We start from the raw sequence: 22,171 nt of genomic DNA on the forward strand, positions 1-22,171 counted from the left end.
TCTAGCGTTTGGTTAAATGATAAACGATTGACTCGTATGGACGCAACGTAAAGCCCTTTATCTCTTTTGGCACATCTTCATAATTGGATAACAGCACTTGGCTATTCATCTCATCTATTTCCTCTAACCAATCATCCGGAAGTGAAAAATCCGCCTCTCCACCATAAAAGTGGTTAATGACGAGGATTTTCTCATCTTTTCCTTCTCTGACATAAGCAAAGATCTTTGGATCGTCTGGCATGATCAAAGTGAAGCTGCCATATGTGATCACATCGTACTCTTTACGGAGTCTGCAAAGGGCTTGATAATGATAAAAAATGGATGTTGGGTCTTTTAAGGATGATTCCACTGAAATTTTGTTCTTTGCAGGCGCAATCCAAGGCGTCCCTGTTGAGAATCCTGCGTTTTCCCCCGATGTCCATTGCATCGGTGTCCGGGCATTATCTCTTGATTTGACTTGTAAAATCTCCAGTGCTTCTTCTTTTGACCTTCCCTTTTGAAGCATCACTTCATACATATTCAGTGATTCGACATCTCGATAGGAAGAAATGTCCTCAAACCGAGGATTTTTCATGCCGATTTCCTCACCTTGATAAATATAGGGTGTCCCTTGCATCAGATGAATGGTTGTCGCCAGCATTTTTGCTGATTGCTGATGATATGTGTCATCATCGCCGTACCTAGAGACGATCCGTGGCTGATCATGGTTGCACCAGAATAGTGCATTCCAGCCACCACCTTCATGCATTTTCACCTGCCATTCAGACAGAATTGACTTCAATGCAAGAAAGTCAAATGGGGCAACAGCCCACTTTTCACCATTTGGATAATCCACTTTTAAATGATGAAAGTTAAAGGTCATATCAAGCTCTTTTCGGTCAGGTCTTGTGTATCGAATGCAATCGACAATATTTGTTGAAGACATCTCTCCGACCGTCATACTATCGTATTTTGAAAAAACTTCTTGGTTCATCTCTTGCAGAAACTCATGAATTCTCGGACCATCCGTATAGTACTTGCGCCCATCTCCTTGCACAGACTGACCCGCATCATCTAAAAAGCGTTGATCCTTTGAAATATTATTAATGACATCTAGCCTAAAGCCATCAATTCCTTTTTCAAACCAAAAATGCATAATGTCATATACTTGCTTGCGTACCTCTTCATTTTCCCAATTTACATCTGCTTGGGTCACATCATATAAATGAAGATAGTAATCTCCTGTTGCTTCATCTCGCTCCCAAGCTGGACCACCAAATTTTGATTGCCAATCATTCGGTGGAGAACCGTCTGGTTTTGGCTCTTTCCAAATATAATAGTCTCGATAAGGATTTTCTTTTGATTGACGTGAAGCTTGGAACCATTCATGGAAAATGGACGTATGATTCACCGCAAGATCCATAATGACACGAATGCCTCGTTGATGCGCTTCTTGGAGCATGTGCTCAAAATCGCTCATGGTACCGTACATCTCGTGTATTTTTTGATAATCACTAATGTCATAGCCATTATCGTACTGTGGCGATTCATACATAGGAGTAAGCCAAATACAATCCGCCCCAAGCTCTCGGATATAGTCGAGCTTTTTGGTCACACCATTGATATCACCTGTACCAGAGCCAGTTGTATCTAAGAAACTCTTTGGATAGATTTGATAGACGATTGCTCGTTTCCACCATGGTTCATTCATTTTTTGATTCAACTTCCTTCACCACCACTAGTTATGTTCTTTTATTAGTCAGAATTACTTCTCATCCCTTGTTTTCTTCCATTTTGCATATAATAGAGTCCCGATGAATGGAACAATGAGAACGATGACCATTCCAATCGCAAATGCGCCCCAATATGTCGGAATGATAGAGAAGATGCCTGGAATCCCCCCAACGCCAACTGAGCTTGCAAGTACGCCTTGAGAGGCGATAAACATGCCTGCGATTCCTGAACTGATGAGCGCAAAGACAAATGGATATCGATAGCGGAGGTTCACTCCAAACATCGCCGGTTCAGTAATCCCTAAATAAGCAGAAATACTTGATGTCAGCGATAGCCCTTTCTGTTTTTCCTCCTTTAATACAAACATCATCGCAAGTGCAGCAGATCCTTGTGCAATATTGGATAAGGCGAGCATTGGCCATAGGAACGTGCCGTGCAGTGTTGAGTTGATTAATTGAATATCGACCGCGAGGAACGTATGGTGCATTCCTGTAATGACTAGCGCTGCATAAAGCCCCCCGTATAAAAGACCGCCAAGTGCCGCGAATTGTTGGAATACTGTCACGAGTCCAGATGTCAGCACGTTTCCGATGGCAAATGTGACCGGTCCAATGACGATAAAAGATAAAAAGCCAATGGATAACAACGTGATTGGAGCAACGACTAACAGCTGAATGCTTTCAGGCGTGCGTTTTGTAATAAATAATTCTAGCTTTGCAAGCAAATAGGATGCGACAAGGATTGGGAGAACCTGCCCTTGGTACCCCACCTTCTGCACGTCAAGCCCAAATAAATGCCAGACTGGAATGTCACCAGACTTTTCAGCCGCTCCATAGCCCCAAGCATTTAATAAGTCTGGATGCACAAGCATCAGTCCTAGTACCATTCCTAAAAGTGGATTACCACCAAACCGTTTCACAGCCGACCAACCAATTAATGCCGGCAAGAACGTAAAAGCTGTGCCTGCAATTAAATTGATCATATTTGCTAAATCAGCCCATACTGGATACACATCCACAATGGACTGTTGATGAAAGAAAATGTCAGGAGCAGTTAAGATATTATAAATCCCCATCAATAAACCAGCTGTAACAATGGCAGGGAGAATTGGAATAAAGATGTCCGCAAGCGTTTTCACAGCACGTTGCAATGGATTCAATTTTTGATCAGAGGCACGTTTGACATCCTCTTTCGTTGCTTCCCCTATCCCCGTTTGCCGAACCATTTCCGCATAGACACGATTGACGGTTCCTTGACCGATCACCACTTGATATTGTCCATTTGCTGAGAACGATCCTTTCACCTCGTCAATTTGTTCAAGCGCTTTTTCATCTACTACCCCTTCATCCTTCAGCACAAAACGAAGTCTTGTGACACAATGTGTGGCTTGATCAATGTTTTCCTTACCGCCTACGGCTTTCACAATCTGATCTGCTGTTGCCTGATAATCAGCCATGCTATCCCCTCCGAGATCGTATTCAGAAAATAATCAAACTTGTATATACATGTTTACATCATATTTTATACTTGTATATACATGTAGTCAATATAAAAATATAGCGCTTTCACAAAAAATGACTCGATGTGTTTAGAGGTAGTGGTTTCTTCACCAGCAAATTTCCCATTACCGATTGCCTATTTGGTCCATTAGCATAGCAAAAAAGCTGACCCTCTCTCACAGGGGTCAGCTTTTTCAGTTATTGCTTATCGATTTTGAATGTTGATACCATTTGAGCGAGATCCTCTGACATGACAGAGAGCTGTTCAATGGCACTTGAAATTTGCTGGATTCCAGCACTTTGCTGTTCAGTTGCTGCTGCTACCTCTTGAGAGCTTGCTGCATGTTCTTCTGACACAACAGAAATTTGTTCAATCGATGTTGAAATCGTTTGATATGCGCGTTCGACTTGTTGAATGGATTCAAGCAAGTTGTTCGTTCTCTTAGCGAATTGAGATACTCCGTCGTGAATCCCAGCGAAGTTCTGAGACGTTCCTTGCATTTGCATACGTCCTTCTTCTACTGCTCGACTGCTTTCTTCTACGCTTTCAAGGACACGTTGACTGTTTTCTTGTGTGCCAATGACTAAGTCTGACACCGTCTTCGCCGCATCAGCCGATTGCTCAGCTAGTTTCCGAACTTCATCTGCGACAACCGCAAACCCTTTTCCTGCTTCACCAACACGTGCCGCTTCAATAGAAGCATTCAGTGCGAGTAAATTCGTTTGTGCAGAGATGTCTGTAATAATCGAGATCACATCTTCAATTTTTGTTGAATGTGATTGTAATTCGACTGCTGCATGTTTTGAGCTGCTCATCATATCGTGTAAGATATTCAAATGCTCAAGCACTTGCTGCACCAATTTTTGACCTGATTCTGACTGCTCTTGTACATTCGTTGAAACAGATTTCATTTCATCTACTTCTCTTGTGACGCCTTCGATTTGTGTATCGATCTCAGCAACAGAGGTTGTACATTCCGAGATATTCGACACAGAGTCATTGATGCCTTCACTCATATTGACCATTGCTTCAGACACTTGCTGTGCACTTTGACTCGATTCAGTTGTCACAGTGCGAAGCTGTGAAGACATTTTAGACACTTCATGCGATGAATTCGAAATTTTGCCAATCAGGTCTTTGATCCGTTCCTGCATCTTCTGGAAGGACACCGCTAATTGACCAATCTCGTCTTTGCTTTGTATCTCTACTGTTCCCGTTAAGTCTCCATCTGCAATTTGGTTCGCAGTTGCCATCAGCGAGCGTGCTGGCTTTGCAATTCTTCTTCCCATGATAAATGAGAATAATAATCCACCAATTAGGACAATAGCTGATGCAACACTAATATAGATGGTCAGTTTCTTCGTCGTTTCTGGTACGACCGACGCATCTAAATCAATTCCTAGAATACCAGTGATTTCACCATCTGCATCTTTCAGTGGTAAAAAGACTGATTTATGCGTTCCAAATGAGTCATGGTAAATATCACTTTTAATCACTTGATCTTGGGATAGAGCCTGTTTCATCTCATCTGAAAATGGATAATCCTGATCAAAATCATTGTCTTCATTAGTTAACACAATGATTCTTTCTTTCCCGCCCTTGTTTGATAACAAGTATAAGTTCTCAAGTGAATGATTTTCTTGAAGCTCAGTGAAATTCTTTTTTAACTCAATATAAAGGGGATCGTCTTTCCCGGTAATGCTAAGGACATTTCCTTCAACATCATCGACTACATTTTTAGCTGTATCAATATCTGTTGTTAAGCGATGATCAAATTGTTTTAATAATTGGGATGATAAATCCTGGCTGACTAGATAAAATGTTAAAACGAATAATGCAACGGTTACGAATAATATTCCGACAACGACTGACATGATTTTGGAGGAAATCGTTAATCCTCCAAATTTCTTTTGTTTCGCCATTTTTTTCTACATCTCCACTCTCAGATTTGATTTAAGCATGTACACTTTCAAATTGGCCACAAACAGATGCAATCACATCTTTTAAATAAGATACGATATGAGGGATATGCTCCGGTAACGTATATGGTGAGATGACAAAAAACTTACTTACACTTAGATAGAATTCTTGACCTTCTGTGGAATTCACAAGTAAAAACTTCGTTGTGTCTCCAAAGAACATCTCGTCTCTTTTCTCTCCAAGCTTTTCGAACAACATTTTGTTCAATTCATTGTTCCGCTCAATTTCAATGGCTGTCGCCTCTCCAGAAATCTCTTGTTTAAATCGCGGAGAGTCATCTAGATAGATTCTAAATAAGGTAGCCATTCCGACGTTGTCATCATTGACGACTTCTGCTTGCGGAATTTCCTTACGTAATGCTTCTCTAAATGCAAGGTTTACCTCTAAAAATTGACCGAGTAAGCGCTGATAGCCTTCAATTCCAAACGTTAACAACACGCTTAGCATGCTGATAGAGCTTCCCATTCTTGAGCATTCGAGTGTATAACCCGTATGGTATTCACCATAACCTCTATGCCCAACATACGGCGTTTCTTGTTCTTCGAGATCCAAACGCTTTAAATCAGCCGCGTTTTTCACTAAGAATAAACTGGAGGTGTAAGGTGTTTGACCGAGCTTTTGAAAATCAAAGCACATGGTGTCTGCAAGAGAAAGATGTTGGAATTTCTCTTTTATTTCTTTTAACATACGAAGAACACCTGCTGAGAATTGCAGCGGGTTTTCAGATAGATTGTATTCATTAAAGAAAGCAAAAAATCCGCCCAGTGCTGAATCTGCATGAATATGTGGCACTTTCAGTCCAAACTTCTCAGCAATTTCTTCTGCCGTTTCACGTACCTTTTTCACATCATCAATCGCAATGGCATCTGTTGTACCTGTTGTTGCCACAATATAAACGGGAATCCCGCCATCTTGTGCAACGCGCTCCATTTGACAACGTAAATCTTCCACATCCATTGAATGGTCCTTATTCGTTTTAATTCTGATGAGATTGTCTGTGCCGATTCCTGTTGCTTCCATTGACTTAAACAAGCTGTAATGGGCTGCATCAGAACAAAACGCATATAGATTTTGCGGAACACCTTTTCTTGATGACTTCGGTGCGACTTTTGCAATCGCTAAACGAAGTCCAGAGAAAATAGCCCCTTGTCCACCCCAAGTAGTGTATCCTCCGCTCTTATTCGGATCATATCCAATGAGCTTAGACATCATCGAGACGACTCTAACTTCAGCTTCAGCACCTGCTGGCCCATAAACATCCCATAAGTTGTTTCCATTTACGAGCATAGCCGTCAACATGCCTAAAATTCCTGGCGTACTTGCCATTGGTAAGATGTTCGTGAAGAAATACTTTGTATGGTATGGATGGTTATGTAAAAGCTTGAGTAATTCTTCATTCACATGCTCTGTCTTTTGGCTATTTACCGGAATTTGACTTGTTTCCGTCAGCTGTTGATAAAAGTCCTCTCCTCGATTCTTTTCACCCTTTAGGTGTGCACGGTTTGGATCTTTCAGGTCATCGACCCCTGAAATAATCTGTTCCATTAATTTAACGAGTTCTTTACGCTCCCCTGCATTTCCGTCCTCACTCGGAAACCAGTTTTGAACGAGGTTCTCTGTTTTTACAGTCATATACTATCAATCCTTTCAATGGAAGATTTCCTGTCAATCTCTATATCGACTTCAATTCAAAAGTTTATAGTCTGTAAATATACACTTAAGTATATTTAGATAATTTGTTTATTTAGAAAAATGAATAAAACCCTTACAAATTAAATTGCAAACAATGAATTTAGATTACATTAAAGTATACTGATATATTATATACTAGGAATTTTTATCCATCTTGACTTTCTATGCTTTGGTTCATTTTTCTGACATAACTGGCATAGACATTAGGAAAACCTCTATCATCCATTCAAAATCGCACTGTAGAAATAAAATTAATTCTTTAGACTTGTGTCTTTTCACCTATTTTATTGATATAACAACAGAAAAAGGGACTGAATTTTCTGTTAATATATCAGCTGAATTTCATAAAATGTGCGCGAACATCTGATATGTTCCAGCTTCGTCTGTATTTATTTGGGACAGGTGTACATGGGTTATACTTTTCTAATTCTCTGTTTCGTGGTATATTCTAATGGTTCGTTTTCTTTCGTTCCTCTTCCGTAATCGGAGAAAAGGAGTGTTATGATGAAAACATTTATTCAAAAGAGAGCCCTCGGCTTCTTTTTCATTGCAGCCGTCTTCCTTTGGCTCAAAACATATTCGGCTTATTTAATTGAATTTAAACTTGGTATATCAAATGTATTACAGCATATTTTGCTTTTTGTGAATCCTATTAGCTCCAGCTTGTTCTTTCTTGGCTTTGCTTTATTGTTCAAGAAAACATGGCAGCCTGCCGCTATCATTGTGATTCATTTTTTCATGTCTTTTTTACTATACGCAAACATCGTGTACTATCGCTTCTTCAATGACTTTATCACCTTGCCTGTCGTGATGCAGGCAGGAACGAATGGCGGACAATTAGGAGATAGTGCATTATCACTCATGCGTTGGACGGATGTGTTTTATTTTCTCGATACCATCCTATTGATTGTCCTTGCCGTACGCATGAAAAGAAAGCAACAAAACAGTACAGGAACCATTTCTGTACAGAAGCCAAAGTCATTTCGACTTGTGATGGCGTCCTCTATCATCATCTTTGTATTAAACTTAATTGCTGCAGAGATTGATCGACCAGAGCTTTTATCACGATCATTTGACCGCAATTATCTTGTGAAATATTTAGGTACGTATAACTTTACAGTGTTTGATGCGATTCAAAATGTGAAATCAAACAGCCAGCGTGCACTAGCAAATTCAACAGATGTGATTGATGTAGAGAATTATTTAAAAGCGAACAATGCTGATCCTACCCCTGCCTATTTCGGGAAAGCAAAAGGCATGAACGTGATCACCATTTCTCTTGAATCTCTCCAAAACTTTGTCATTGATTATAAAGTGAATGGACAAGAAGTAACCCCATTCTTAAATTCTTTGGCACATGACAACCAAACGTTTTACTTTGATAACTTCTTCCATCAAACCGGACAAGGAAAAACGTCTGATGCTGAATTTATGATAGATACAGGGTTGTTTCCATTATCACAAGGCTCTGTTTTTATTAACAAAGCACAAAATACGTATCAAGCACTGCCTGGCATTTTAAAGAAAGATGATTACATGTCCGCAGAGTTCCACGGGAATACCAAAACGTTCTGGAACCGTAATGAAATGTTTAAGTCTTTTGGATATGACAGGTTTTATGATTCTGAGTATTACGATATGAACGAACAAAATACAAAGAATTACGGTTTGAAAGACAAGCCATTCTTCAAAGAATCAATGCCAATACTAGAAAACATGCAGCAGCCGTTTTATTCAAAATTCGTCACCTTATCAAACCATTTCCCATTTGGTATGGATGAAGGTGATACGGACTTTGAGCCTGGTGATTTCGGAGATCCTGTTGTAGATCAATACTTTCAATCCGCTCATTATTTAGATGAAGCCATCGAACAATTCTTCCAAGACTTGAAAAAGTCAGGTTTATATGACAACACTGTCATTATCATGTATGGAGATCATTATGGCATTTCAGAAAACCATAATGAAGCGATGGAAAAAGTGATTGGTGAAGAAATCGGAGACTATGAGAATGCCCAGCTGATGCGTGTGCCGCTCTTTATTCATGTACCAGGGGTGAAAGGCGGACAGATTCATAAGTACGCTGGGGAAGTCGACGTTGCCCCGACTCTTCTGCACCTGCTTGGTGAGGAAACGAAGAACTACCTCATGTCTGGTTCTGATATTTTATCTGAACAATTTAAAGAGCTTGTCCCATTTAGAAATGGGGATTTCGTGTCGAAAGACTACACGAAAGTAGGCAATCACTATTACAGCAATCAAACAGGCGAGCAAATCGAGCCAACTGACAAAGCGGTTCAAGAAAATGAAACGGTGAAAAAGAGACTTGAGACTTCTGATAAGATCGTCACAGAAGACTTACTCCGTTACTACCAGCCTAAAGGATTTACACCTATTGACCGTAATGACTATGACTATACAAAAAAAGTACAGGATGAAAAAGACGAAGCTCACTCTTCTTCAAAGTAGTTTTCATTCAAAAAAGCACCCTTCGCCTAAGCTGAGGGTGCTTTTATTTATGAAGACGCGACTTCTAAATGCGGTTTTCTTTTCATGGTTCTTTTGACAACTGGACCTGCCACATAGTCTAAACCAAATTTCCCTGCATTGCCTTTAGATACCATAATGATGATTGCAATAATAAGAAGGAGTGGGTTGACTGACACTGTGCCAGCAAGTAAGAAAGAGACATTCATCAAGCTACCGAAAAAGGCTGCCGTTCTTGTGAATAATCCTACGATTAATCCTAAACCAACTAAGAGTTCTCCCCACATGACCAATGTACTAAATAAACCTGCATTCGCCAAAGCGACGTTCTCTAAAAACCAGACATAGAATGGGTACACAAGGTTTCCATCTTTCACTACAGGTTCAGCTATGGCAAATTGCAAATACCCTGATGCGTCAAACCCGCCTGTTAATTTTCCAAAACCAGATGTGAGCCAAGTCCATCCGATATAAAGTCTTGCTACCAAAAGGATAACGGCTGCCCATATATTCGTTTGTAAGAATTTTGTAAACATGATGATGCCTCCCTTTAAATTATGTGAAGTATTTCACATTTTCTTTATGATCACATTATACTACGCATTTTTTCATTTGTGATTCTTTTCACATATATATTCACAAATTGTTCATGAATTATGATGAATGAGTTATTTTTTTCCTTTTACTCCACATTTTATAGACAAAAAAGCGTTCAGCCCATTTAAACTGGCTGAACGCTTTCTTCAATCTTGATCTACTTGTTTCCGAAGGTCATCTGCAACAAACTCCACATTCGTCCCGATGATGATTTGAACGGATGTTTTTCCTGAAGTGAGTATGCCTTTTGCTCCTGCTTTTTTTATGATTCCTTCATCTATTAATGCCGTATCTGCAACTGTTAAACGAAGCCGTGTTGCACAATGATCGATCGTATGGATATTGTCTCTTCCGCCTAATCCCTCTAATAGCGTACTCGCTCCGGCAGAAGCGGCTTCATTCCCTGGAACATCTACTATGTCATCATCTTCCCTACCAGGGGTTTTTAAGTTCAGCCATTTAATGAGCAAATAGAAAACGATAAAGTATATCGCACCATACACGACCCCTACGACAAGTAACATAATCGGTCGTTGAGCGATTCCAAAGCTTAAGATATAGTCAATTGCACCTGCTGAAAAAGCAAAACCACTATGAATTCCAATGGTGTTGACGATATAGAGTGATAGACCTGTTAATATAGCATGGACACCATATAACAGTGGGGATAAGATCATGAATGAAAATTCTATTGGTTCTGTAATCCCTGTAATCAATGATGTCAATGCCATCCCAATCATCAATCCAGCTGTTGCTTTCCGCTTTTCAGGTTTGGCTGTGACCACCATCGCAAGACATGCAGCCGGCAGACCAAACATCATCACTGGGAAAAAGCCTGTCATAAAGACGCCTGCACTCGGATCCCCCTTAAAAAACCGAGCCAAATCGCCTGTTGCCCCGTTGAATTCTCCGAATTGGAACCAGAATAAGTTATTGAGGACATGATGAAGTCCAAGTGGAATGAGCAATCGGTTAAAAAACCCAAAAAGGCCCGCACCCGTTGCGCCAAGACTTAAAATCCATTCTCCCAAATCATTGATGACACTTTGTATCGGTGGCCACACATACCCGAAAATGGCAGCCATTAGAATGGTGAAAAGTGCTGTGACAATTGGTACAAGCCGTCTTCCACTAAAAAACCCTAAGTATTCCGTCAGTTTCGTATCCTTGAATCGATTATAAACGAAACCTGCCAAGAGCCCACATAAAATACCACCTAATACCCCCATGTTGTTCGTTGAATGAATGGAAGTCGTTCCAGCTGACAAAATAAAATAAGAGATGGCTCCTGATAACGCTGCTGCCCCATTGCCATCTTTTGAAATCCCTATCGCTACCCCCATCGCAAATATGAGTGCCAAATTTGCGAAAATTGCATTTCCTGCTGCATAAATAAATGGGATATTGAAGACATCCTCCCGCCCAATAGCCAAAATAATTCCTGCTGCTGGAAGCACAGCGATGGGAAGCATAAAAGATTTTCCTAGCTTTTGAAAAAACTGAAACACCATATGACTTCTCCCCCCTTTGTCATCATCATGAACAAACGTACATGATGTTCATAAAAAATATATCATACGCACATCTAGTTATCTATACCAATTTGTCCACACCTAAATGGCAACGTCCCATTTACTCTTTAAACGTAAAATGTGGTAAGCTAATTGAAAAGAATCTAGTTATAGAAAGCGGGAATGAACAGTGATTGTCAAACATGACCATGAGTTAGAAGCCCTAAAAAAAGTCGGCCGAATCGTCGCTTTGGCAAGAGAAGAAATGAAAAGCCAAGCGAAACCAGGCATGTCCACGAAAGAATTGGATTTGATCGGGAAAAAGGTGCTAGACGAACATGGCGCGAATTCTGCACCTGAAAAGGAATACGATTTCCCAGGGACAACTTGTATTAGTGTGAATGATGAAGTTGCACATGGTATCCCAAGTGAAAAAACCATATTACAAGAGGGTGACCTCATTAATATTGATATCTCCGCAGAACTTGACGGATATTATTCTGACACAGGGATCTCATTCGTGTTAGGTAAAGGAGATGCCCGACTTGAAGCATTGTGTCAGTGTGCGGAGGATGCGTTCCTTGAAGGATTAAAGCATGCCAAAGCCGGGAAAAGACAAAATCAAATTGGTCGTGCTGTCTACAATACAGCAAAAGAACAAGGTTTTACGGTCATTAAAAACTTGACTGGCCACGGCATTGGAAAAAGCCTGCATGAAGCGCCAAATCATATCTTGAACTATTATGATCCATTTGATAATGCGCTGTTTAAGAATGGGACAGTGATCGCTTTTGAACCTTTTATTTCAACAAATGCTGAAGCCATTTACCAAGCAGATGATGGCTGGACATTTAAAACACCGGATAAAAGTCTTGTCGCACAGATTGAGCATACGATTGTCATCACAAAAGACGAACCGATCATTTTAACAAAGCTTTAAATCATTTGATCCCCTCTCTCATTGAAGGGGATTTTTCATGTCCTTCACGAATCTGACACGACTAAACAAAAATGCCTGTGGTAAAATAGGCAAAGATAAGCGAAAGGGGTCATTATTTCATATGTGGTTCATCATTATAGGTATCATCTTTTTTATAGAAAGTATCATCTTGACAGTCATCGGTATTAAGAAAAAACAATCGATGCTGACTTATCTTGGCGTTGTCATCATGATTATGACGATTGGCATGATCGTTGTCACCCTCAATCCACCAAATTCATAATCCATCATTTCCAGCATATACATGGATCATAGGCAGATAGAATCAGATTTCATTTCTGAACACCTGTACACTTTTCACGTCCTTTTTTGAGATGTTACAATGCAGGCAGTTTCTATTGAAAGGAGTTTTCTATCATGCATTATGGTAGCAAAGGCTGGTATGTCGAGGAATTAAAGAAGCTTGGTGTCACCAAGCATGAAGGAAGAAAGCTTCAAAGCTTTAAAACCTATTTTCTTGCAAATCTGCTCGAGCTGAAGAAAGTAAGCTCATAAATTATGAAAGCCGTACATCATGTCACGATGTACGGCTTTTTTTGATATGCTGTATTCGCTTTAATAATGACTTCTTCACTGTTTCTGCTAGGGCATCCACTTCAAGAACAGCTTTCACTCTCGCTGGATCTACTTGTTGATATGTAACTTCGTTGACCTCTTGTACCGTGATAGAATGCGAAGCCTTTTCGACTAGGATGAGCGGTTGTTGAGGCGATACCATGCCTTCTTTTAACACACGCAAGTAAAAGCCAGTAAATCCTGTTTGCTGCACTTCTTTCACAAGCTTCATGTTGCCGTGTTTCAAGGACAGTTTCACACATGGCTGTCTTGGCTGACTCACCTCGACAAAAGCTTCCCCAAGTTGATAAACATCACCAATGCACACCTCTGTTTCGACAAGCTGATGCACTGTCACATTCTCACCGAAGGCAGCTTCCTGTAACGGAACACCTAAAAATTGTTCAAAATGTGCATAGTGATCATATGGAAACACACAGACTGCTTTATCATCGCCTCCGTGATGAACCAAATCCCCCTGCCCGTCTCCTTCAAAATGTTGTTTACTTAAATAGATAGGCTCATGAATGCGCTTTTTGTTGATGGCTGTTTTGATTTCTTTTCCATTGATATAGGTGAGAATAGGTTGTCCCACTTGGATTCCTTCAATGTCGTAGCTCGTCTTTTGCACGATCGCCATCCCCTTCGATTGTCTCTTATTTTCTATTTTACATGGTTGAACAGCCAAATCATAGTCAATGCATGAAGAACCATTATAGGCTATGGTACGATGGGGAAAAGGGGAGATGACATTGATTCATTATCATGCCATTGTCAAAGGACGAGTTCAAGGTGTTGGTTTTCGTTATTTTGTTCAGTCAGAAGCGACCCATCGAGGGATCAAGGGTTGGGTACGAAATACAGAAGAGGGTCATGTCGAGTTGAAAGTAGAAGGTGAGGAGCAAGCCATTCACGACTTCTTACAGGCAGTTCGAAAAGGGAGTCCGTTCTCAAAGGTCACAGATTTTCAGACCAATCCACTCACAGAAATCGCTCATTATTCAACATTTCGGATTCAAGGATACTAGATAAAAAAACCTAGCTTTCATGCTAGGCTTTTTTTGTCCACGGCTTATCCTGATAAAAATAATTCGGTTTGACCATTGTATGATCATAATTGCGATGGAAAATATGAGTGGCGGCAGGTGATACTGGCGGAATTAACCATGTCCAATCCCCTGTTAAGCTTCGCCCTGCTGCTTCTTCTTGCTTTTCAAATTGTTTAAACTGATGTGCAGCCGTATGGTGGTCGACAATCGTTACTCCTGCTTCACGATATGAGTGAAGGACCGCCACATTCAATTCAACTAACGCTTTATCTTTCCATAATGATGCACTCTTCGTCGTATCCAAGTGTAAAATGGAAGCCACTTTTTTCAACATATTATAACGGTTTTCATCGGCTAAATTCCGTGCACCTATTTCTGTGCCCATGTACCAGCCATTAAACGGTGCGGCATTGTAATGTATGCCGCCGATCTCTAATTTCATATCCGCAATGATCGGGACAGCATACCATTTGAGCCCTAAATCACGAAATTCATCGTATTCAGGATGAGTGATATGTACTTCTTTGATGATTTCTTTTGGCAGATCATAACGAACTGGTGGTTGATCGTTCAACTGAAACATGAGTGGCAGTATATCAAAATGTGTCCGTTCACCTGTCCATCCATGGGCTTCACACAACCTTGTGAACTCAAGTGATGCCTCATCACCGATCATCCCTTGTTCTGTTTCGTATCCAGCATAACGAACAAGTTGGTGATTGTAGATGGTGACTTGTTTCCGTCCATGTTGCTCTGGCGGAAAGATCGTGATCGACGGTTTGATTTTTCCGTCATTTGTCGCATATTCAATATGATGAAAAAGCGCATCCTTTATCTCATCTTCTGTTGTCACATGTCTGCAATCATGCACATGCAGCATCGACCAAAAGAGACGGCCTATGCAACGATTGCTATTGCGCCACGCCATCTTCGCACCGTGGGCTAATTCTTCTGTTGTATGTGTATAAAAACCTTCAGCCTCAATCTCTTTTTTTATTTCATGCAACCGTGCTGTTTTTTCTTCATTTGATTTGTTTAATTCTTCATAGCATAAGGAAATGAAAGCTTCCGCCTCATTCCACAACGCTTGATGGTTATCCAAACATACTCGCCTCACTTTAATACGAATACATCCATTGTAGCTGTTTCAATGCATAAATTCACTTGTTTCAACCCTTTTTTTATCAAAATCTCCGACATTTGTCCTTAGACAACGGATGATGAAATGATGCATTTAGGGGGACTTTTGGCGTTGTCTAAGAACCAAAAATCATGAAAGCGGCACGCTTGGTGCCGCTTTTCTATTTGATGCCTAACGTCTTTTGACTGTGCAAGAAACGATAGACTGGCAGTTCATCGCCAACCTTCGATGCGATGATACCTGATGACATGTAGCTATCCTTTGATTCTGGTTCGAGGGCAAGTGATAACAAATTCGTTTGTGGTTGTGCTGTTATATAGATCTTCGTTCCCTTTGGCAGCTGCTCTTTCTTCTTGATGACTGCTGTCTCCAGTTGAATGTCTGTTTTGCTTTTTTCTACTCGTTTTGTCACTTGATAGGCTTCTACCGGTACTTTCACACCGGCAGGCAATGTCACACTTTTTATCCCTAATGTTTTCAGCTTCTGTTCGACTCCTTCATGACCAGGGAGGATGACGTAAGCTGTCGGTCTTTCCCTTGTGAGGACTGGCACAGCTTCGCTCGCACTATGAAATCGTACTGGGACGTTGATTGTCTGACCTTTTTCAATGTCCACCATTTCAAGTGTATCTTGAACAGGTGCTTGAAAAGCATCCTGAATGACCACCTGATCTTGATCATTTGTTTGAAGCCCTTTTTTCACAAGTTCTAACCGCTCCATCACGACTTGCTGCTTGATCTGTTTGGCATGCTTGATCGTTTTATCGATGATGGTTTCATGGGTCGTCACTTGTGCAACCACACGACGGGCAAAATCCTCTCTCCCAATTCCGATTCCTCTACTTTCGACTAGGAATGACAATGCAGGAGAAAGACCAAGGGCATTTCGGCCAATTCGTGCATCGGTTCCACCTTCGTAGAGATCAATTTTCCCGTCGTTTCCTATTGTGCTTGTGTAATAAAGATCATGAGAAAATCCATGCTGCGTGAGCGCTTCCCGAACGCCATTTACATATAATTCGTTTGATGTCAGTCGAATGCTTTCAGGAATGTTCATATTCTTCCCTGATAAGATGAGCAGATCATGATATTTCAGCGTGCCAGAAGAACCCATATGTGCGAACTGTTTTTGACCGACATCATATTCATGGGCATCGATGACAACCTCTGGTGAGTAGCGGTTAAACTCTTGATGCAGGGCGATCAATTCCGAAGATTCTAATCTCATATGATCACGGTTCCCATCCATTCCGTTTGCAAGCACGCGTTGAAATGCGTACGAACCATCAGGGTTGATTCTTGGAACGATGATGATATTGACATGTTGTAATATACGTTCACCTTCAGGACCTGCTAATCGTTGTGCAATGACAAGGGCAGATTCACCAGACGCTGGTTCGTTTCCGTGAATTTGTGCTTGGAGCCATATCGTTGGTTTTTTTGACAATGGAGAGATGTGATGATCCTTTGTAAAGTAGAGGGCAGGAATAGACCGGCCATCAATCGACGTTCCAATCTGTTTCTGGGTCGCATAAGGACTTTTGCGGACAATGTGGTGTATGAATGCTTGGAGCTCTTCTTGTGTCGTAAATGCTTTTCCTTTTTTCTGAAAGGCGGGGGTATCGAATGTCTCATCTGGCTCAGGGTACAGTTTCTTGACGGATGCAGGTTGTTCATAACTCTTTCCGTAATAAGGGGTGTCTGTTTTTGCTGAGACTGGGGGCACCATCAATAAGCTTCCAGCAATAAAACAACTAACAGCTAAGAGCATCGTTCCTTTTCGTTTGGCCATGCTATCCTCTCCCTTCGTTGATTTGCATTATAAAGAAAAAAACAGCAAAAGTGTCCTCATTTTTTAAAAATATATCTTTAGGCGGAACACACATGTCATGCCATAGGGCAAATGAAAGAAGCTTGCTCGGCAAAACGACCTAAAAAAAAGAGTGCCTGCGATACAGCAGGACACTCTTTTGATCACCAGATCGAAATGGCTCCAACGAGAACAGCCATAATGGTCATTGCCACGACTGCAAGCACAGCCCATTTCATCCCAAACTTCTGATGCTGATCCAGTGAAACCCCCACAATTCCAACGAGTAAATGAGTAGATGGAACAAGTGGACTGAGCATATGAATCGGCTGACCAATAATAGACGCTCTAGCGATCTCAATTTTATCAACACCATATGCTGCCGCTGTTTCTGATAGGATAGGAAGTACACCATAAAAATATGCATCATTCGGCATAAAGAACGTAAAGATCCCGCTTGTTAATGCAACGATGACTGGGATAAATCCGCCAAGCTGTTCTGGGATGGCAGAGACAATGGAGATCGCCATTTCATCGACCATTTTCGTCCCTGTTAAAATGCCTGTAAACACACCCGCTGCAAAAATCATCGAAGCAATCGCTAGAACGTTTGTTGAATGAGCCGCAATGCGCTCACGTTGCTGCTCCAAATTCGGATAGTTCACGATGATGGCAACGCAGAATGCAAGAACAAACAAGACAGTCAAGCTGATTTTCCCAGACACAAGCAACAGGACCAATATCAAAGTAAGTGTTAGGTTAAACCACCAAAGTTTCGGTCGCTTGATATCATCTTGTAGTGCCGCTGCCATTTCATTCGCATGAATGGGCTGATCTAGCTCAATGACGCCAAGACGTTTTCTTTCGGCTTTTCCAAGAAAGTACGACACTATCACCATACTCAGAACCCCGGCACCAATGACTGGAATCATCGGTCCGAATAAAAGTGATGGATCAACACCAAGCGCACTCGCTGCTCTAGGCGTTGCGCCGCCCCATGGAATCGTATTCATAATTCCCATGCCAACACCGGCAATTCCCGCTAAAATAATCGGTCGAATGCCAAGTAGTGTAAATAATGGTAGCATCGCAGTTGTGGTAATCATATATGTTGTTGTCCCGTCACCATCAAGTGCGACAAGCATCGTCAATACAGCTGTTCCAACCACAATTTTTAACGGATCGCCTTTGACGATTTTCAGGATTTTTGCAACCATCGGATCAAATAAACCAGCATCAATCATAATGCCGAAGTACAAAATCGCAAACATGATCATCACAGCCGTTGGCGCAACTTGCTGCACGCCTTTGACAATCATGTCAGAAATTTCAGTAAAATGGAAACCTGCAATAAGAGCAAATGCAATCGGTGTTAACACCAATGCCGTTAAAACAGATAAACGTTTCGTCATAATTAATACCATAAATACGATCATCATCAGAAAACCTAAGATCGCTAACATGATCATCACCCCTTATCGTGTATACGCTTTCATTTGTGTGTTGGTATCCCATTTCTAACCCTTTCTGTCATCATATCTGACAAGGAATTTGAAGTAAATATTGTGAATTTTAATTTTTTTTCGTTCAATAAACGCATTTTGTTCATTTTGTTCAAACATTGTTTTTCTTCCCCCCATGAAAAAAAGCGATCTCACTCGATCGCTTTTTCTCCTTGAATGAACTGCTCATATTGTGTTAATTGGTCTTCCATAAATACCTTCGCCTCTTTGCTATTCATGTAACGACTTGTCCAGCCTTTTTGTTTTAATTGCTTTTTCCATGCCGATGTTTGAACCATTTTTTGAAGCAGCTGATCCCATTCACGAATGTCCTGCGGACTCATTTGCTTTGGTCCCATCACGCCGCGCCAATGAGAAAAAACGAGCGGGATCCCCTGTTCCTTCCAAGTAGGAATATCCTCAAATCCTTCTAACCGTTGCTCAGTTGTCGTCGCTATTAGGTTTAGTCTCTTCTTTTCATAATCGTGGCGAACCTCTGTGATGGTCGTGGTCGCTGCATCAATTTGCTGATCCCTCAACGCTTGAAATAAGGCATCTGCACTATCGAATTTGAGAAATTGAATTCGATACGGATCAACATTTGCCATTTCTGCTGCGCGTGCAAATGACATTTGATCATCATTCCCGAAATCAGGAGCAAACCCTATTTTTAAGGAATCTGGGTTCTTTTTCAGTGCATTTAACAGCTGCTTTCCATTTGAGTAAGGAGATTGAATAGGCACTGCAACGACTTGCCATTCTTCCGCAAGAATGGCAAGTGGTGTTACATCATCCACTGTCATGTTGCTACTGCCAAGCAAATTTCGACTTAATAACAAACTGGAATTTAAGCTGACATAGTTGGCCTCTCGTTCCAACATGTAAGCCCATCCTCTCTCGACCGTTCCGCCTCTTTGATAAAGAATATTGACAGGCTGCTTCACCAGTTTCTCTTGTTCAAGCACTGATTTCATCACCTGCGCCGTTTGATCAAATCCACCATCTGGCACACCAGATACAACAATATTTAAAGAGCTGTGCTCAAGAGATGATTCCTTTGTCTTTTTTTCATTTAAGGTGAATGTAAGACACAGACAGATGATGAGTACAGGGAGTATGACTTTTTTCATTAGTTATGACCCCACGTGATCTTTGGCTGGATAGTATCTTCTTTCTGGCCTGCCAATAATTCCGTAGGCAAGCTCCGCTCGACATTCGCCCGTGCTGACAAGATATTCAACGTAACGTCTTGCCGTTGTACGTGAGACCCCCATTTTCTCTCCTAGTTCTTCGGCTGTCACCCCACTTTTTTCTGATGCCATCAATGTTTTTACTTTGTCTAAAGTCAGTGAGTTGATTCCTGTTGGCAAATCCCGATCCACTTTTTGCTCCTCCTGCATCTGACCAAAAAACAGATCAATCATCGTTTGATTGACTTCCTCTTGAGAGTCAATCAGATGCTTCTTTTCCTTATATTCAGTTAAGACTTTTGCAAATTTCTGTGCTGTCACAGGTTTGATTAGATAATGCACGACCCCATATTGAAGGGCCTCCCGTAGCAGCGTTGTTTCCGTTGCAGCCGTGATAATGATCACATCAACTTCAGGATAGCGCTCTCTCAGAAGTGGCAACAGGTTTGTGCCAAGTTCGTCTGGCATATAGACATCTAGCAAAATAAGATCGATTTTTCCCCTTTGCAATGCATCCCATAATTCCTTTGCGCTCTTTGCCTTTTCAGCGACTTGAAAGCCTTGAATCTTTTGGATATAGGATTCATGAATGGCAGCAATGCGAAAATCATCCTCCGCAATGAGTACGTTCATCACGATTTATTCCCCCTTTGTTTCTTTCGGTATGTAAACAGTAAAGATGGCACCGCCTTCTTTTTGGTTCGTGACTTCGATCCAACCTCCGAGCTCATCCAATACTTCTTTGACATTCGCTAATCCGTAGCCTCGTCCTTTCCCCTTAGACGAATGACCCCTTGTAAACAGACGCGACAGTTTTGCTTCCTCTACACCATCACCTGAATCTGAAACTTCTATAATAATATCAAACCCAATATCTGTGATGAATAAATCAACTTCTCGCCTTTCTTGATTTAAGACGGCTTCAAAGGCATTGTCTACGAGATTGCCAATGATCGTGATAAAGTGAGATAAACTCATATGAGAAGGAAGTGGATCCAATGAACTATTTTCGTCAATATGAAAATGGATTTTTTTCTCTGATGCTTTTCCAAGTTTTCCGAGCAAAATGGCTTGTATGTTAGGTGATCGGATTTGCTTCATCAGTAGATCATGCTGCCGATTTTGCACTGTATATTCTTCCTTAATTAAGTGAATGGCTTCATCAAATTGTTTTAGCTCAAGCAATCCTAAAATGGCATAAAGTTTATTTGAGAATTCATGGGTTTGTGCCCTAAGGTCTTCTGAATATTGACTGACCTCGGTCAATGTATCTAGCAACTTTGTCAATTCTGTTTTTTCTCGAAAACTCACAATCCCACCGAATACGTGATTGTCTTGTACAACTTTCTTCATATTTAATACAAACGTTTTATCTTTCACAACCGTTTCTACGTTCGGTTCAATCGTGTCTTTCGATAGATAGGATAAGAGCTTGGCCTCCGGTAGTACTTGGTCAATGTGAAGGGAGCGTTCTGGCGTAACGTGCAACATTTGTTCAGCAGATGTATTCATCATCGAAATCGTCCCTTTACGGTCAAATGCAATGATTCCCTCTTTAATGGCTAGTAGCATCGCTTCTCTTTCTCGATATAATGAGGCAATCTCATGCGGTTCAAGCCCTAATGTATCCTTTCGAATACTTCTCGTTAGAAAAATCGCACCGAATATACCAAGGAGTAAAACAAAAAGTGCCATGTAACTAATGAGCAAGAGCTGATGCGCTGTAGCTTGATCGATTTCTCTTTTCAAAAATTCAACCGTAACTGTTCCAATAATTTCTTCATGCTGTCCATTCTCCGCCATAATCGGCGCACTACCTCTGACAACGGTTTCACCGTCAGAAGTGCCGGTAGATATGGAAGTTCCTCCAAACAGCAACGTACTTCTTCCTGCAGATAAGCTGATTGTTTTTCCAACCTGTGCATGGTTCGTATGAAAAAGAACCGTTCCTTTTTGATTGGTGATCAAGATGGCGTGAGCCCTGACCTGCTCTTTCATTTGCTCTAGCACAGCCTGTTCTTCATTTTGAGAATCTGTTGATGTCACGACCGATGTCTTAATCGGCGGCATGTATGATATCGTTCTAGCAGTTTGTACTGCCAGTTGTTCAGCTTGTACCTGCCTTTCTGACGTTTGGAGAAAGCCAAAACAAACCGTCAGTAAAGCAATAACAAAAAGCAATAGCCCGATAATTAACCCCAATATTTTCGTTTGTAAAGTGACTTTTCTTTTGACCATTCTCATCGCCACAACCCCTAGTTCAAGCAGATCAATCAAATGCTTTTAGAAAATCATATCATTTTTTTCTTTCTAAATTGAAGAAAAATTGATGAAATCAAAAAAGGATGACTCTAAACGAGTCATCCCCAGATTGTAGAGAAACTCATGTTTTTCTACAATCTTTTTTATTTTAAAGGTATATATGTTGAATGAAATGTATCGAA

18 protein-coding genes are annotated in these 22,171 nt (G+C 40.9%); 5 read left to right on the forward strand and 13 right to left on the reverse strand.

Annotated features, from left to right (window positions below; all coding sequences use genetic code 11):
* Position 1: 1 nt before the first annotated feature.
* The 4 genes from treC to AB1K80_RS10280 form a co-directional block, all read right to left on the reverse strand.
* Complete coding sequence (treC, locus tag AB1K80_RS10265; RefSeq protein ID WP_412856519.1) at positions 2 to 1,702, reverse strand: alpha,alpha-phosphotrehalase; 1,701 nt, start codon at positions 1,700 to 1,702, stop codon at positions 2 to 4.
* 42 nt (positions 1,703 to 1,744) lie between these two features.
* Positions 1,745 to 3,169 (reverse strand): PTS system trehalose-specific EIIBC component, encoded by a 1,425-nt coding sequence (treP, locus tag AB1K80_RS10270; RefSeq protein ID WP_412856520.1) that lies wholly within the window; start codon positions 3,167 to 3,169, stop codon positions 1,745 to 1,747.
* Between the two features lie 241 nt (positions 3,170 to 3,410).
* Complete coding sequence (locus AB1K80_RS10275) at positions 3,411 to 5,135, reverse strand: methyl-accepting chemotaxis protein (protein ID WP_412856521.1); 1,725 nt, start codon at positions 5,133 to 5,135, stop codon at positions 3,411 to 3,413.
* Between the two features lie 31 nt (positions 5,136 to 5,166).
* Positions 5,167 to 6,825 (reverse strand): pyridoxal phosphate-dependent decarboxylase family protein, encoded by a 1,659-nt coding sequence (locus AB1K80_RS10280; protein ID WP_412856522.1) that lies wholly within the window; start codon positions 6,823 to 6,825, stop codon positions 5,167 to 5,169.
* 564 nt (positions 6,826 to 7,389) lie between these two features.
* Here AB1K80_RS10280 and AB1K80_RS10285 point away from each other — a divergent pair.
* Positions 7,390 to 9,354, forward strand: a complete 1,965-nt coding sequence (locus AB1K80_RS10285) for an LTA synthase family protein (protein ID WP_412856523.1) — start codon at positions 7,390 to 7,392, stop codon at positions 9,352 to 9,354.
* Between the two features lie 47 nt (positions 9,355 to 9,401).
* On the opposite strand, the gene AB1K80_RS10290 is transcribed toward AB1K80_RS10285, so the two are convergent.
* The gene (locus tag AB1K80_RS10290; protein WP_412856524.1) at positions 9,402 to 9,908 is read right to left on the reverse strand and encodes a DoxX family protein; all 507 of its coding nucleotides are present in this window, start codon (positions 9,906 to 9,908) and stop codon (positions 9,402 to 9,404) included.
* Positions 9,909 to 10,115: 207 nt separating this feature from the next.
* Positions 10,116 to 11,477, reverse strand: coding sequence for an N-acetylglucosamine-specific PTS transporter subunit IIBC (nagE, locus tag AB1K80_RS10295; protein ID WP_412856537.1), 1,362 nt, complete (start codon positions 11,475 to 11,477; stop codon positions 10,116 to 10,118).
* Positions 11,478 to 11,670: 193 nt separating this feature from the next.
* Between nagE and map the strand changes: the two genes are divergently transcribed.
* The 3 genes from map to AB1K80_RS10310 all read left to right on the forward strand — a co-directional run bounded on the left by map (position 11,671) and on the right by AB1K80_RS10310 (position 12,975).
* Positions 11,671 to 12,420, forward strand: coding sequence for a type I methionyl aminopeptidase (map, locus tag AB1K80_RS10300; RefSeq protein WP_412856525.1), 750 nt, complete (start codon positions 11,671 to 11,673; stop codon positions 12,418 to 12,420).
* A 121-nt stretch (positions 12,421 to 12,541) separates the two neighbouring features.
* Positions 12,542 to 12,703: a hypothetical protein gene (locus AB1K80_RS10305; RefSeq protein ID WP_412856538.1), complete on the forward strand. Its 162-nt coding sequence runs from the start codon at positions 12,542 to 12,544 to the stop codon at positions 12,701 to 12,703.
* Between the two features lie 134 nt (positions 12,704 to 12,837).
* A complete protein-coding gene (locus AB1K80_RS10310; protein ID WP_412856526.1) occupies positions 12,838 to 12,975 on the forward strand; it encodes a YflJ family protein in 138 nt (45 codons plus the stop codon).
* A 22-nt stretch (positions 12,976 to 12,997) separates the two neighbouring features.
* On the opposite strand, the gene AB1K80_RS10315 is transcribed toward AB1K80_RS10310, so the two are convergent.
* Positions 12,998 to 13,666 carry an MOSC domain-containing protein gene (locus AB1K80_RS10315; protein WP_412856527.1) on the reverse strand — a complete coding sequence of 223 codons (669 nt, stop codon included), beginning with the start codon at positions 13,664 to 13,666 and terminating at the stop codon, positions 12,998 to 13,000.
* Between the two features lie 121 nt (positions 13,667 to 13,787).
* Between AB1K80_RS10315 and AB1K80_RS10320 the strand changes: the two genes are divergently transcribed.
* Entirely contained in the window at positions 13,788 to 14,063 is a 276-nt protein-coding gene (locus AB1K80_RS10320; RefSeq protein ID WP_412856528.1) for an acylphosphatase, read from the forward strand.
* A 22-nt stretch (positions 14,064 to 14,085) separates the two neighbouring features.
* On the opposite strand, the gene AB1K80_RS10325 is transcribed toward AB1K80_RS10320, so the two are convergent.
* The 6 genes from AB1K80_RS10325 to AB1K80_RS10350 all read right to left on the reverse strand — a co-directional run bounded on the left by AB1K80_RS10325 (position 14,086) and on the right by AB1K80_RS10350 (position 21,965).
* Positions 14,086 to 15,186 carry a nitric oxide synthase oxygenase gene (locus AB1K80_RS10325; RefSeq protein WP_412856529.1) on the reverse strand — a complete coding sequence of 367 codons (1,101 nt, stop codon included), beginning with the start codon at positions 15,184 to 15,186 and terminating at the stop codon, positions 14,086 to 14,088.
* 199 nt (positions 15,187 to 15,385) lie between these two features.
* The gene (locus AB1K80_RS10330) at positions 15,386 to 17,017 is read right to left on the reverse strand and encodes a M14 family metallopeptidase (protein WP_412856530.1); all 1,632 of its coding nucleotides are present in this window, start codon (positions 17,015 to 17,017) and stop codon (positions 15,386 to 15,388) included.
* Positions 17,018 to 17,199: 182 nt separating this feature from the next.
* Positions 17,200 to 18,498 (reverse strand): citrate:proton symporter, encoded by a 1,299-nt coding sequence (locus AB1K80_RS10335; RefSeq protein WP_412856531.1) that lies wholly within the window; start codon positions 18,496 to 18,498, stop codon positions 17,200 to 17,202.
* A gap of 191 nt (positions 18,499 to 18,689) precedes the next feature.
* Positions 18,690 to 19,667: a tripartite tricarboxylate transporter substrate-binding protein gene (locus AB1K80_RS10340; protein ID WP_412856532.1), complete on the reverse strand. Its 978-nt coding sequence runs from the start codon at positions 19,665 to 19,667 to the stop codon at positions 18,690 to 18,692.
* 3 nt (positions 19,668 to 19,670) lie between these two features.
* Positions 19,671 to 20,363 (reverse strand): response regulator, encoded by a 693-nt coding sequence (locus AB1K80_RS10345; protein ID WP_412856533.1) that lies wholly within the window; start codon positions 20,361 to 20,363, stop codon positions 19,671 to 19,673.
* 3 nt (positions 20,364 to 20,366) lie between these two features.
* A complete protein-coding gene (locus tag AB1K80_RS10350) occupies positions 20,367 to 21,965 on the reverse strand; it encodes an ATP-binding protein (protein ID WP_412856539.1) in 1,599 nt (532 codons plus the stop codon).
* Positions 21,966 to 22,171 lie beyond the last annotated feature (206 nt).

This window comes from Bacillus sp. 179-C3.3 HS, from assembly GCF_047229225.1.
In the GTDB taxonomy this organism is placed as follows: Bacteria; Bacillota; Bacilli; order Bacillales; family Bacillaceae; genus Bacillus.